The organism is Paenibacillus sp. CH40 (assembly GCF_024213605.1).
Taxonomy (GTDB): Bacteria; Bacillota; Bacilli; order Paenibacillales; family Paenibacillaceae; genus Paenibacillus; species Paenibacillus polymyxa_B.
Genome location: NZ_JANAVQ010000001.1, coordinates 1,422,069 through 1,436,457, shown reverse-complemented (window position 1 = coordinate 1,436,457; position 14,389 = coordinate 1,422,069). Strand labels below are relative to the sequence as shown.

Here is a 14,389-nt window from a genome sequence, read left to right as displayed (position 1 = left end):
ATCGATCTGTAAATACGGAAGTGCTTTCATTTACATTAAATGTTTAACTTAGAGGAGCGTTCGATATGAGAAAGTCAAAGAGCTTGTACTGGAAACTAAGTGCCTATTTCTTCTTTTTCTTCTTTACTTGGTCAGCAAGTTACTCATTGTTCTCCATCTGGCTAGGGCAAGAAATCAGTCTGAATGGTGCTGAAACAGGTGTTATCTTTACTGTAAACGCTATCTTTGCGCTATGTATGCAACCGCTTTATGGCTATATATCTGATAAAATTGGATTGAAGAAGCATATTTTATTTCTAATCAGTTCTTTACTCTTATTTGTTGGTCCTTTCTATATCTATATCTATGGGCCGTTACTTCAATACAATGTATTTCTCGGCGCCATTGTAGGTGGATTATACTTGGGTATTTCTTTTTTGGCAGGAATCGGAGCCATCGAATCTTATGTCGAGAAAGTCAGCCGAAAATATGGCTTTGAATACGGAAAATCTCGTATGTGGGGCTCGCTAGGTTGGGCAGCAGCAACATTTTTCGCTGGTCAGCTCTTCAATATCAACCCTAACATTAACTTCTGGATTGCATCCGTATCTGCTGTCATTCTGTTTATCATTATGATGACAATTAAAGTTGAAATGACAGATTCCGAGATGGAGCGAGCAGAATCTGTTAACTTTAAGCACATCGGCTATTTGTTTGCAAATAAGCATTTATGGTTCTTCATTTTATATGTTCTTGGTGTTACCTGTGTTTACAATGTGTATGACCAGCAGTTCCCGAATTACTTTTCATCGACGTTCTCAACGGTTGCTTTAGGCAATCAAGTTTACGGTTACTTAAATTCCCTACAAGTATTCTTGGAAGCAGGCATGATGTTCTTAGCGCCTTTCATTGTCAACAAAATTGGAGCAAAAAAGGGTCTGATATTGGCAGGGTTCTTGATGGCGTTCCGGATCATGGGTTCAGGCTTAGTTATTGGACCTTATGGTATCTCAGCTATGAAATTGATTCACGCATTGGAACTGCCAATCATGCTGATCTCCGTATTTAAGTACTTGGCTGCTAATTTCGATACGCGTCTGTCTTCGATCCTATATCTGGTGGGATACCAGTTTACGAGTCAGGTAGGAGCTTCGATCTTCTCGCCAATCGCCGGTATGTCTTATGACATTAGAGGCTTTGCAAATACGTACGTGATTATGGGTGTTTTCGTATTTGCCTTTACAACAATCTCAATCTTTACCTTAAAGAAAGAACCGAAAAAGCTGAACCCCAAGCCTAACAAGCTTATTGAAACAGCATAGGAGGAAGACAGATGAACACATATAATAACAATACGAAGCAAGCTGAGGAAGCATTGAAACAGGCAGAAGCGAAAATGAACAAGCGGTACCGATTAGGTTATCATATTATGGCACCAGCAAACTGGATTAACGACCCAAATGGATTAATTCAATTTAAAGGTGAATATCACGCCTTCTATCAGCATCATCCTTATGATGAGAACTGGGGTCCAATGCATTGGGGTCACGTGAAGAGTAAAGACCTTGTACATTGGGAGCATTGTCCGATTGCATTAGTACCTGGAGATGCGTGTGATCTTGATGGCTGCTTCTCAGGAAGCGCAGTAGATAATAACGGCGAACTGACATTGATTTATACTGGCCATCACTATATTGATCAACCAAACAATATCTTTTTCCAAAATCAAAATGTGGCAGTAAGCACAGATGGTATTCATTTTACAAAACTAAGGCAGAATCCCGTAATCGCTGAACCTCCGATAGATAGCTCCCAGCATTTCCGTGATCCGAAGGTATGGAAGCATGAGGATACATGGTACATGATCCTAGGTAATAGCACGAAAGAAAATCTGCCGCGTGTTATTCTATATACATCTCCTGATCTTAGAACTTGGACCTATCATGGTGTGCTTCTGCAGGGAGATAAGAATATGGGCTTCATGTGGGAATGCCCTGATTTCTTTGAACTGAACGGTAAGCATATATTTATGTTCTCCCCACAAGGTATTGATGCGCAGGGAGATAAGTACAATAACTTGTTCCAGACGGGATATTATGTTGGCGATTATAATTATGATAGTAATGAATATAAGCATGGAGAGTTCATCGAGTTGGATAATGGTCATGACTTCTATGCGGTTCAAACTTTTCTAGATGATCAAGGTCGCCGCATTGCGATTGGTTGGATGGATATGTGGGAATCGGATATGCCGACGAAAGCAGACGGCTGGTGTGGAGCAATGACGATCCCGCGTTTAGTTACGTTGGGTGACGATAATAAAGTACTGATGAATCCAGTAGAAGAAATGAAGTTGCTTCGTCAAAGTGAACATATTTTGTGTCAATATGGCGCTATTTCTGGAAGTTACTTCAAGGAAGTTGAAGCCGACCTGCTTGAACTTAAGGTAGTGTTCGACCTCACGAAGTCAAGTGCAGACATGGTAGGCTTGAAGTTTCGTGGAACAGGTCGAGAAGAAACGGTTATCACATATTCTATTCCGGAGCAGAAACTTATGCTTAATTGTTCTAAATCAGGTAAGAAGACAGATGGAGTACGTCAAACAGCCTTCAATGCTGAGGGGCAGCTGACATTGCATGTATATCTGGATCGCTCATCCATTGAAATGTTTGCGAATGAAGGGCAAGCTACGATGACAAGTCGCATCTATCCGAGTGAGAAATTGCTAGGCATAGAAATCATAACGGAGGGTGGAGAGGCACTAGTAAATGGGCTGACATATTGGAAATTGAAAGATATATGGCAAGCTGAATAACTCAATGAAAAGATTGCAGTTCATATTATGTAAAAGAAAAGTAAGATTTTATATCGCTAAATTACTTAAGATAATCGGATTAAAGCGACACTGCAGAAAATATGTAGTGTCGTTTTTTAAAGGCGATAGAATTAATATTTTTTAAAGGCAAATGAGTGGATATTTAGTCTTGAATGAAGGAGCATAAAATTGTAAAAATCAGAGGTGAATAATAAAATAAATATGAGCATCTTAGTCACCCTTTATCAAAATAAGGTGACTAAGGTGTCAAATAAAGTTGTGAGTTCTGAAGCAAGGGCGTTCATGGATTAATGAGCGTCCTTGTTTCGTTCCTGGTTGCACTCTAGGCTTGGCTTAAACCAAGCTTGGATTAAGGGAGGATTCCAGATAGGGAAGAAATCGGACCGTCTGCAGGAGGATCGGACGTGTTGCAGCTGCCGCGGCCAGACCAAGAGCTTGGTTCCTTTGCCGGAAAGAACAAGAACTTGTAAACATTTGTAGATACATTTAGTTTACAAAATAAAGAAGGACGATTAGATAAAATTAAATAAAAGTTTCCATTTTCGAGTTATTTAATATATTTTTGTGCAAATGTAAAATCAACAAGCTCATTTATCTAAAAATATGTGAAATGAAGTAAAAAAAATTGACAAATGCACGCTATTGGATTATTTTGGTTCATAAGAGATGCATTTTTCAGGTACACTAAGCAGTTATTTGCACGCATTCCAATTTAGTTGCCAAGCTAGTTGAATCATTTCTATTAAGATCCTAAATAACCTAAAAGGAGGGTGAGTAACATTAAAGAAATACATTTATCTGGTGAGATGAGTAGCAGAAAAGGACCAGTGAATATTTTTTATAAAAATAAATACAGCCCCATTACACTATTAGCCTAAGGAAAATTGGATGAATGATCCCAACGGCATGGTTTACCGTGAAGGAGAGTACCATCTGTTCTACCAACATACCCCTTATGATACACAGCCAAGGTAACCCTGTTTTGTTCCCAATGAAAATGCTAGACTTTCGTGATCCGAAGGTGTTTTGGTATGACGAATCGTCAATGTGGGTAATGGTTCTTGCCGTAAGAGACCGTGTAGAATTTTACACGTCTTCGAATCTTAAGGAATGATCTTTTGCAAGCGGTTTCAATTCCGATATTATGGGTATTCATCGAGGATATTTTTGAATGTCCTGAGGCAATTAAAATCCAAGTGGATAAATATCCCAATATCACTAAGTAGATTCTGATGCTAAGTGTCGGGGATAGAAATGGTGAAAATCCAAACGATTCAGAACCACCGGATGCGGCCGTGACCTGGGATGGCACTCCGAACGAGGACGTACGAAAGATTTGGGTCGGCTGGATGAACAATTGGCGTTATGCTTCCACTCTTCCTTCAGAAGAATGGCGTGGTCACATGTCAATCCCCCGAGAGATACAGCTTAGGACGTATTCGGAGGGAATTTGCTTAATCCAAACACCCATAAGTGAATTAAGTCAGCTAAGAGCTGTTCCCGTTGATTCGAAAGGCTGTGCTACAGAACCTGAACGGCTATGTCAGCTCTAGTGTCATACTGGATCACATTGTTGATTATATTGTGCCGCCAGGACTCGGCCAGTTAAGCTCGAGTTGCTGACCGCTACTTTCAATTCCATTAGAAAAGAGGGTAAGGAATGAAAGATAAATCTAAATTTGCAATATGTCTTCTGATGGCAACGGGGTTAGCTCTGACTTCAATGGGCGTTTTTACATCTAATCCGGCTACGGGTTGGGCTGTGTTCGCTGATCAGGAAGCAAGTAAACAGGCAAAGGAGGAGCTTTCTATTTTTGAAAACGCAACCAAATCAAACACCAATTTGACAGGCTGGCAAGTGAAAGGGAAAGGGGTATTAGAGTATACTTCAGAAGGAATCTTGCTGACTTCGCAGCCTAAAGAAAATGTAACGGCCATCTCCGAGACGGTGTCCGATGATTTTATCTATGAAGCTGATGTCATGATCAGGGATACGAAGGCAATCTCAACGTTGTTGTTCCGTTCTAATGAGGATGGCTTTAGCTCGTACATACTCCAAATCATTCCGGATACAGGTCTGATTCGGTTAAGAGATGCAAGGAATGGAGATGGGAAATTAAAGGAGGAGCGTAAAGTTTCTGTTGAAGCGGGGCAGATCTATCATCTCAAAGTGAAGGCAGTGGGTTCCTCGCTAAAAGTATATTGGGGCAATCAATATAAACCTTTGATTGATGTTCAGGACATTACGTATCGAAGCGGAAAGCTGGGACTTCATGTATGGGATGGATCCGCCTTGTTTTCGAACATCGTGGTGAGCGATCTGAAAGGTAATTTGGGTACAGTGGTTGCAAGTAAGGGAAAATGGCAGCCTGATATCAGCGGCAAAAGAGGGACGATAGCACATGAGAGCAAGGCACAGCAAATCTATAACAAACAGGCGGCTGATATTGTGTATGAAGGGAATATTACCCTTCTTCCTGATTCTGTTGCGGCTCTCGCATTTCGTTCCTCCGCCGATGGAGCTGATGGATATGAAGCTACTCTTACGAAGGAAGGAGATCAGGTCCGTGTAAGTTTGACGAATACGAAAGGAACAGTAATTGCAAGTTCACTGCGTACTTATCCGAGTCAGATGGGAGCCAAACATCATGTGGAGATCAAGGCAAAGGGAAATCGAATTCAGGTCTTCCTGGACGGATACACTACGGCCGCGATTGACGTGAAAGATTCAACCTACACGAATGGAAATACCGGAATCGTCGTCAAACAGGGGACGGCTTACTTCCAGGATACTTATGTGACGGAATCGAGCCAATATTATAACGAAATATATCGTCCTCAGTATCACTACACGCCAATACGTGGTTCAGCAAGTGATCCGAATGGACTTGTCTACTTCGAAGGGGAATATCATCTCTTCCATCAGGATGGAGGCACATGGGCGCATGCTGTCAGTAAAGATTTGCTGAACTGGAAGCGGCTTCCGATTGCACTTCCGTGGAATGATCACGGACATGTCTGGTCTGGATCGGCTGTTGCGGATATGACGAATGCATCCGGTTTATTCGGGGATTCAGGAGGCAAGGGCCTTATTGCATATTATACTTCCTTTAATCCGGATGGCCCGAATGGGAACCAGCGTATAGGTCTGGCATACAGCAAGGACCAAGGTCGCACTTGGGAATATTCGAAGGACCGCCCGATCGTGATCGAGAACCCAGGTAAGAGCGGAGAAGACCCTGGGGGTTGGGATTTCCGCGATCCGAAAGTGATCTATGATGACGAGAATAACCGATGGGTTATGGTTGTGTCCGGAGGAGATCATATTCGTTTCTATACGTCAACGAATTTACTTGACTGGACATTGACAGATAATTGGGGATACGGGGATTACGTCCGCGGAGGTGTATGGGAATGCCCTGATTTGTTCCAGCTTCCGGTAGACGGAACGTCGCAGAAGAAGTGGGTTATGATGATCAGTACGGGAGCGAATCCAAAAACTGGTGGATCAGATGCCGAGTATTTTATCGGTCATTTAACAGCTGATGGTAAATTCGTGAATGATAATCCGGCGGGTAAGGTGCTAAGAACAGATTTTGGTAAAGAATTTTACGCTTCGATGTCTTTTGCTAACATGCCTGATCATCGCAGAGTGATGATGGCGTGGATGACGAATTGGGACTATCCGTTCGCTTTCCCAACGACGAATTGGAAAGGTGAACTAACCATTCCGAGAGAAGTATCATTGGTAACGACCGAAGATGGAATTCGGATGGCACAAAGTCCAATTAAAGAATTGGAATCATTGCGTAAACCGTTGTACTCTGCTTCTAACAAAGGGGTGAGTCCTTCTTCCGGGAACCTGCTAAGAGGCATTATTTCAGGTGCTTACGAAATTGAAGCTGAAATTGAAATCCCTGAAGCCAGCACAGTGACCGAGTTCGGCTTTAACCTTCGTGAGGGTACAAATCAGAAGACGGTTGTGGGTTATACCGCAAGCGAGAGTAAAATGTTTGTGGACCGAACTGCATCTGGAGTAACGGACTTTTCCAGCCTTTTCAATAAAAAGCATGAAGCGCCGATGCAAATGGAGAATAATCGGGTCAAGATGCGTATTCTTGTGGATGAGTCTTCCGTTGAAGCCTTTGGTAACGGCGGCAAAGTCGTCTTTTCAGATGTTATATTTCCGAATCCAGCCAGTAGAGCGATGAGTTTTTACGTGAAAGGCGGGAATGTGAACGTTGTTTCCTTGAAAGTGCATCAACTTCAATCCGTCTGGAATGAGGACATTAATTCAAAAGCTCAGATAAAGATGGATACGAGGGTTCGGGAACTGGGTATAGGGGAGTCGGACACACTGCAGGCAATGGTCGAGTACAGACCAGGTTTTGGCGTTCAACCGCTTAAGTGGGAGTCCAGCAATAAAGAAGTAATAGCCATAGACGTAATAGACAATTCACAGGCGGTTATTGAGGCGAAAAAAGAAGGGGTGTCCACGATCACCGTATCTACTCCGGATGGTAAAGCATCCGCTAGTGTGCTCGTTAAAGTCACAGGTGGTGAGTTCCGGACAAACCTGAGTGGATGGACCAAAGATCTGTCTGCTGCTTCATGGTTAGTTCGCGAGAATGGGATTCGTGGTAATTATTTCAGCGATGCGAATTATATCGCTAAAGAGAAGGCTGGGAATTTTACGTATGAAGCAGACATGATGCTTGGTGAAACAGGAGGGGCAGGTTCTATTTTGTTCAGGGCTAGCGAAGATGGGCGCAGTGGTTACTATCTGAATCTAGACCCTAACATGAAGGCGATCCGTCTGTTCTATAAAATTAATGGAGGATTTGAAGAACGGCAGGTTCTTGCGAAAGTACCGACTTTCATTCAGCCAGGTCAAACTTATAAGGTGAAAATAGAAGCGAATGGACCGCATATTGTAGTTTATGTGGATAGACAAAAAGTCATAGATGTAATGGATGGTACTTTTGCAGAAGGCCACTTTGGACTTCATGTATTTGGCGGCTACGCATCTTATCAAAACGTCAATGTGAGCAACGATGAACCTGCAAACATCATCATGTCAGCCTTGTAAATGCCGCAGCCAAGAAATCGATTTATACAGTGAACGTTGTCAATGGGGAGCCCGTTGCCCTGCAGGATGCAAGTGCAGCTTCAATGAGAACTTTTCTTATGTTGCCTGCATCATCATCAAGGCTGAAGTGAAGAGTCATTCTCTGACTTATACGGTTGCCATCCTGGCAGGAGAGACAATCTAATATTCCGCCGTGAAAAGCATGAGGTGGAAGTCATTGTGGATAACAACATGAATCTGACCGTGTATGGGTTCTATCAGAAGCAGGGATATGATGAAGAAAAGTCAGTTGCGGTTGCGACATTTATTGAAGTTTGTTTCTCAGGAGCAGGCATGATGGTGGGCGGACATATCCACAGAGATATTACTTGCTTTACGGGAGAGATTGCCTTTTTACCATTTGGCATGTCTCATGATGAGCTGTACCGCCAGTTGCATGATCGGACAACTTTTCATTCTTTGTCTGGTCGTGCCGTAACCAGCTTGATTGCAATAATGAACCCGGAGACTATTGCCCTGACGGGGAGCTTGGTAGACTCCGGTGACGTGGATATCATTCGTCAGGAATCCCTGAAGTATATTCCAGAGATGCATATGCCCAAGCTGACGCTGCTCGAACATCCGGATGAGGATTAGCGCAATACCTACATTTCCGTTCGAACAAATGTCAATGAAAAAGAAGAAGGACGCCCAGAACGTTGCGGGCGCTCCGGGCGTTCTGACAAAATAAGCTCAAAATAAATTTGAAATTCTCTGCTCAAATAAGGTGCAATTTCGTATTATTATTTTACCGCATTTCCTTGGACAGACTCCATAGAGTTCAGACTTAACTTAAGGCTACTGTTCCTTGGCATAATTCAACCCTAAATGATGAGCTTGGTTAAGCAGCATCTCATAGTGCTTGGGATTGGAGTCTAAAGTCTCGTATAAAAATTCAACCTTGGAATTTAAAACACCGCAATAATCTGCAATTCCCACATTGAGCAGATGAGTAATCATTTCATCATAGTTGCGCTTTTTCATCTGTTCTTTGGAAACACCCGCCAAACCAATCCACAAGACATGCTGATGATGAAGCCGGTTCGAACCGTACGCAAACCCATTGTTCCATACACGGTCAATATAACCTTTTAGCATGGCAGGCAAATGCCACCACCAAATTGGAAAAATAAACGCCAAGGCATCATGCTCCTTCATTCTCCTTGTTTCCATTTCTACTTCAGGGGTAAAGGACTGTTCCGCAGCTGACCAGTCAGGTTCATCTACTCCCTTTAAAACAGGGTCAAAGCCAATCCCATGTAAATCCAATATCTCGTAATCGTGGCCAGCCTCGGCAAGACCTTGTACGAAACGATCGGCAACCTTAAAGGTCAGGGAATTTTTTCTCGGGTGCGAAACAACGCTTAATACTCTCATACTTGTATTCTTCACTACCTTTCTCAACAGCTAACTTGTAGCCATGATCAATGGCTGATGCTATTATAAACAGTACTAAAATAATCTGGAAGTACGTACTTTCAAGTTCTATAGGATGATACATGGAACATGGAAGTGCCCTAGATAGATGCCCTAGAAACTTACCTGAATAATGGACTGAAGTGAATGAATGTTATGTAGGAAAAACACAGCCTTTTAACGGAGGAATAAAGAGATGACTGAAAAGAGGGAAAATAGCGTTCAAAAGAAGTATAAAGTTGGAGTGGAGGCGGCATTAGAAGTAATGGGGGGGAAATGGAAGCCTTTAATCATCTATCATTTGATGACAGGACAGAAACGGACGTCTGAGCTTCGCCGGTTAATCCCCGGCATTACGCAAAAAGTGCTGACCACTCAACTAAGAGGCCTGGAAAAGAATGAGATTGTTGCACGAAAGGTTTATAAAGAGATCCCACCCAAAGTGCAGTATGAGTTAACTTCCTACGGCTGGGGATTAAAGCCCGCGCTAGACCATTTATGCTATTGGGGAGAGGATCACCTAGAAAAGGTTCATGGCGACAAATCCAAGGTTTTGGATGAGTTTTAGGTCTGTACAAAGTAAACAAAGGTGCTCAAAAGTATGATGTTCAGTTATACATGAACTAGCTTGGATTGTTACTAAAATAGAGATGATTAAAATGAATAGCAATATAGTAGGAGTGTGTAAAATGAATCTAAAAGAAAAGTTGATATTGATAAAAGCAAATGACTACCAAGCACCTTCCGATACATTCCAATTGATACAAGAGATGATGAATAACATCGGTTCTTTAGATGCCCAATTACGTGATGAGCTAATTTATACAACCTTATCCAATTGGATTCCTGGTAATGCTCTAACTGTAAACGAACTGGAACAACTCCTACCCGTTGTTTTGGATAAAAACCATTTGCTTTTCAGGCTTGATGAAATAAATACAGACTCTGTCTTCACTAGATCTTTCTCTATGCTAGTTATACCGCTTCTCCTTATGAGGCATAGGGAGTCACCATTTCTCTCAAGTGAGCATATTCATCAGATCAAAGAGAAAGTATTTTGTAATATACATAAGGAGCGAGATTATCGTGGGTATGATGAAGAAAAAGGATGGGCTCATGCCATAGCTCATGCAGCAGATGCTTTGGACGATCTGGCCCAATGTTCCGAACTGGACAAAAAAGACCTATTAACCATACTCGATTTGGTTTATGAAAAGATGACCATATCAGATCGAGTTTACTCCGATGGGGAAGATGAAAGAATGGTGAAATCCGTAATTAGTGTTTTAAATAGAAAAATACTTAGTCAGACCTATGTAGAGAAATGGATCCAAAGTTTTGGTGACGTGGAGAAAAATCCAGAATTTCTTCATGCCTTTAAGCAAAAAAATAATATAAAGAACTTCTTGAAAAGTTTATACTTTCGAGTTAAATTTCACAAAGTAGATGCCGAACTTTGTCCAACTATCGAGCATACATTATATAAAGTAGAACAAGTATACTATTCCTAGTTAAAGTGGGGAATGCCCCCTCACTTGTTCGTCTCACTTCAAGTGCAGTAAAAACAGTAGCCCCCAGAGGACACTTCATCTCCATATTTTTCACAGTTGATTTGATTGGTGGTTCAGATAAATCTCCATTGTTCAAGACGTGAAGTTATTCTGTCATCGAAGAACTCATTTTTTATATGCAGCAATTATTAGACGATTGGGACGCATTATTTTTAAATTTAAACGGAGCAGTTTGCTGTCAGCAGCTGCTCCGTTTTACATTAAGCTAACGGGCAGTTTAGTTCAACAAGTAATCTTAATTCCGAAAAAACATATTAAACAGTATTTTACTAATCTCATGAATTTGATTTGTAACAAATTTACTCCTTCTATCGTTGAATAATTAGGGTCGAATATAGATAGGAGGGTTTATATGAAGAATACAGTCTTGTTATTCGTTATGGCACTAACTCTTATATGTATAGTTGGTTGCATGGGTGTTCAGCCAAAAAACAAGGACCTTGAGGGAGATAAACCACCAAAGGTTCAAATTCAGATTGATAAACGAATGTACAAAACAAAACTCGGCACATATTGCTGGACAACATCATGTGTGGATTCAGCTGGTCCAGTTGAACTTTTAAAAGGAAAAGAACCGATTCCAGTAAAGCCTGGTGATGTTGTAAAATTCCTTATGAATTATGAGCCCCAACCGAATAAATTTCATGTCGAGCAATTCTATGAAGGAAGACTTACAGAAGTTTTATTGAAAGAAAATAGTTTTCAAGTTCCTACAGAAAAAGGGACATATTTTTATTCATACGGGGTATGGTGGATGGATGAAGATGTAGAGAACCAATCTCGTGGCGATGCGTTTTATCATTTTGCCTTAAAGGTCACCTAGAGATTAAGATAATTAACGCAACACGAATGGTATCATAAGAATAGGTTGCCGTAATATCGGCTGCCTGTTAAGCTAACGGGCAGGATGGGTTAATAACATATCGAATTTTTTAAGAGTGGAAGGGTATACGAGATGAGCGTTGCTTAACTGAAGCATGAAGTAGAGGTAATCAAAAAGGAGATACCCAGATGGAAATAAATCAAAATATTCGTTTAGCAATCGAAGAATCTATACAGTACCTTGAATCTACTCCCCATTTGGGGATGACTCACGGCGAGTGCAGCCGTCGAAAATGGGATGGAGCTTGGTGGCATATGGCTGCTCTTTATGAAATGGGAGAGGTGAAACTAATTCCCGAGTCTGCTATTGTCGGAGCAAAATATTTACTCGAAACTCAGGTCTGGCCGACCTTCATCATATCCGCCGATGACCATCCAACAAGTGAAAGTGATAAGATGAAGATGGATTGCTGCCATTGTGAACTTGCCGTATACTATATGATTCTAATGGCGTATGGCTGTGATTTGGACAAGGAACTGCCTTGGATTCGCGAATGGCTCTTAAAGCATCAGTTACCTGATGGCGGGCTGAACTGCGACCCTGAAGCTTATACTTATTCTAAAAAGAGCTCTATTGTTTCAACACTTCCTCCGCTTGAAGCTATCTTATGGCATACAGACCGTGAATTTACTGAACAGGAAGTCGTTTTCTTAGATGAAGGCGCACGTTATTTAATTGAGCATCATCTTGTATGTTCTAAACAAAATAGAAGCGTCATCGATATGGAATGGCTGAAGCCTTGCTTTCCGAGGTTTTTTGAATATGATATATTACGCGGCATGTCCTTCTTGGCAGAATGGTCCCGACGTAGGAACAAAACGCTGCCGGTCGGGCTGCTTATTGAAGGATTGGAACGATTGAACATCTTCAAGGAAACAGGAGGATTGCGAATCGGTAGACAAGTCTTTGATCCACGAGGCCCGTGGAGTGGGCAACCCTTTCCCTTGTTAGAAGCAGTGGCTGGCATTGGTGACGTTTCGCCTTATCTAACCAAACAGTTGGATCGAGTTATCGAACGATTGGGACCAGAGTATACCTATGCATAAAGACTTCCTTTAGAAGGGAGCTCATGGTGGAAGAGGAAGTGACCAGGATGAGGAAGACTTAGAGGGGAAAGTTGCAAATTTCACATATGTAAAAGATTGTCTAAACACTGATTGAAGCCGTAAAACGGGAAGTAAAAGAAGAGGTCTTTGTTGAGGCAACTCAATAAACTAAACCATGAGCTGCCGTGGATTGAATGGCAGCCTTGTTACGCTAACGGGCAGGAAGGAATTAACTAAAATATGTCGAATACGATTGATTAAGATAATGAAAGGGGGATTTACTATGTGGTTTTACAGTTACAGAAAACCAATAAGAATCCGTCACCTCCCTCAATATTAAAAAAATTGAGGAGGATTACAATGAAAATAAATGATGAATATTTGAAGGAACAATTAAAGCATGTATATTGGTTAAATGGTGGTTGTTGTGCAGGGAAGTCCACAATGACAAAGAAATTTGTTAAAGAGTTAGGATTTCAAACACTGGAAGATAACGTGATGAAGTACAGACCATTCACCAATCCAGTTGAATACCCTGCCCTACAGTATCCTCATTCGGGTTTAGATTGGGATAAATGGTTCAATAAACCCAATGATGAACATGTTCATTGGCTTTTTCAAATTGTCGAAGAGATGATGGGATTTTTTGTTACGGATTTGTTAAAAATGCCTACTGATAAACCAATTATTATAGACTTAGGAATTATGCCCGAGCGTATATTACCCTTTATTCCAAAAGAAAGAATGATTTGCCTTTATACTTCTGACGAAGAAATAGAAAGGCTATATTTCTTTAGAGAAGACCATAAAATGATTTTGGATGTTATTAATCTTACATCAAATCCAGCGGCAACAATCGCATATGGCAATAAAAACATGATTAGATTTTCTCATGATGTAAGAAGTGCCTGCATTCGAAATGGCATCAAAACACTTGAAAGAACACCCGAATTGAGTGTTGAAGAACAGTTTAAATTAGTTCGTGAGCATTTTGGATTATGAGATAAAAAAACAATTGTTGATTTCATTTGTAGGTAACATAATACAGGCTGCCCTTGGTTGGCAGCCTGTTGAACTAACGGGAAACAATAGTTTGTGCAAGCCTGCCGGAAGATTGGATTAAAGCCCCCTCATGATTATCCATTTAATACTCGAGAATTAGCAAGAAGAAGTTTATACAACTATATCAATAAATTAGCAGAGCACAACATAAGCCATGCAGCTTCTAGAAATGGAGAAGAGGCATCTCAGCTTATTAGGACAACTGGTGCTGGTATTCATAATAATGCTTATATTTCTAGGCCGTTTGAACAGGTTCAATTTGAACAAAAATCCACCGTGCATTTGTGCGGTGGATTTTTGTGTTAATGAAGGGCAATTTTTTACCCTGCCATCGCATTAACTTACCATTGAGGATGACATGGATAGTATTTTATTATCAAATAACAGCCCCCTTACAAAATTTAATACAAAACAAACATTTTGAATTGAGCAATTTTTTATCCTATGGCAAGGGTTGTATGTCCATCC

The 14,389-nt window shown here is 41.2% G+C and carries 13 protein-coding genes and 1 pseudogene; 13 read left to right on the top strand and 1 reads right to left on the bottom strand.

Translation table 11 applies throughout. The features are described 5' to 3' along the window. Positions 1-65: 65 nt before the first annotated feature. The 7 genes and pseudogenes from NLX73_RS06290 (at position 66) to NLX73_RS06255 (ending at position 8,540) form a co-directional block, all read left to right on the top strand. On the top strand, positions 66-1,301 hold the full coding sequence (locus tag NLX73_RS06290) for an MFS transporter (protein WP_254325652.1): 1,236 nt from the start codon (positions 66-68) through the stop codon (positions 1,299-1,301). A gap of 11 nt (positions 1,302-1,312) precedes the next feature. Next, the gene (locus tag NLX73_RS06285; protein WP_254325651.1) at positions 1,313-2,794 is read left to right on the top strand and encodes a glycoside hydrolase family 32 protein; all 1,482 of its coding nucleotides are present in this window, start codon (positions 1,313-1,315) and stop codon (positions 2,792-2,794) included. 894 nt (positions 2,795-3,688) lie between these two features. Beyond that, a pseudogene (locus NLX73_RS06280) lies at positions 3,689-3,778 on the top strand (hypothetical protein); the annotation flags it as partial. Beyond that, a complete protein-coding gene (locus tag NLX73_RS06275; RefSeq protein ID WP_367997090.1) occupies positions 3,771-3,929 on the top strand; it encodes a hypothetical protein in 159 nt (52 codons plus the stop codon). The pseudogene NLX73_RS06280 and the gene NLX73_RS06275, both read left to right, overlap by 8 nt. A 118-nt stretch (positions 3,930-4,047) precedes the next feature. Further along, the gene (locus tag NLX73_RS24930; protein WP_302055266.1) at positions 4,048-4,368 is read left to right on the top strand and encodes a hypothetical protein; all 321 of its coding nucleotides are present in this window, start codon (positions 4,048-4,050) and stop codon (positions 4,366-4,368) included. Positions 4,369-4,475: 107 nt separating this feature from the next. Further along, a complete protein-coding gene (locus NLX73_RS06260; RefSeq protein ID WP_254325650.1) occupies positions 4,476-7,904 on the top strand; it encodes a GH32 C-terminal domain-containing protein in 3,429 nt (1,142 codons plus the stop codon). A gap of 219 nt (positions 7,905-8,123) precedes the next feature. Next, positions 8,124-8,540, top strand: a complete 417-nt coding sequence (locus NLX73_RS06255) for a hypothetical protein (protein ID WP_254325649.1) — start codon at positions 8,124-8,126, stop codon at positions 8,538-8,540. Positions 8,541-8,741: 201 nt separating this feature from the next. Here NLX73_RS06255 and NLX73_RS06250 read toward each other — a convergent pair whose 3' ends face one another. Then, complete coding sequence (locus tag NLX73_RS06250; RefSeq protein ID WP_165179886.1) at positions 8,742-9,320, bottom strand: NAD(P)H oxidoreductase; 579 nt, start codon at positions 9,318-9,320, stop codon at positions 8,742-8,744. Between the two features lie 235 nt (positions 9,321-9,555). Between NLX73_RS06250 and NLX73_RS06245 the strand changes: the two genes are divergently transcribed. From NLX73_RS06245 to NLX73_RS06220, 6 genes are all read left to right on the top strand, one after another. Continuing rightward, the gene (locus tag NLX73_RS06245) at positions 9,556-9,927 is read left to right on the top strand and encodes a winged helix-turn-helix transcriptional regulator (protein WP_254325648.1); all 372 of its coding nucleotides are present in this window, start codon (positions 9,556-9,558) and stop codon (positions 9,925-9,927) included. 121 nt (positions 9,928-10,048) lie between these two features. Beyond that, positions 10,049-10,870, top strand: coding sequence for a DUF2785 domain-containing protein (locus NLX73_RS06240; RefSeq protein ID WP_235309809.1), 822 nt, complete (start codon positions 10,049-10,051; stop codon positions 10,868-10,870). Between the two features lie 412 nt (positions 10,871-11,282). Then, complete coding sequence (locus tag NLX73_RS06235) at positions 11,283-11,753, top strand: hypothetical protein (RefSeq protein WP_254325647.1); 471 nt, start codon at positions 11,283-11,285, stop codon at positions 11,751-11,753. Between the two features lie 188 nt (positions 11,754-11,941). Then, positions 11,942-12,859, top strand: a complete 918-nt coding sequence (locus NLX73_RS06230; protein WP_254325646.1) for a hypothetical protein — start codon at positions 11,942-11,944, stop codon at positions 12,857-12,859. Between the two features lie 360 nt (positions 12,860-13,219). Next, positions 13,220-13,861: an AAA family ATPase gene (locus NLX73_RS06225; RefSeq protein WP_254325645.1), complete on the top strand. Its 642-nt coding sequence runs from the start codon at positions 13,220-13,222 to the stop codon at positions 13,859-13,861. 93 nt (positions 13,862-13,954) lie between these two features. Continuing rightward, positions 13,955-14,227 carry a hypothetical protein gene (locus NLX73_RS06220; RefSeq protein WP_254325644.1) on the top strand — a complete coding sequence of 91 codons (273 nt, stop codon included), beginning with the start codon at positions 13,955-13,957 and terminating at the stop codon, positions 14,225-14,227. Positions 14,228-14,389: the final 162 nt, after the last annotated feature.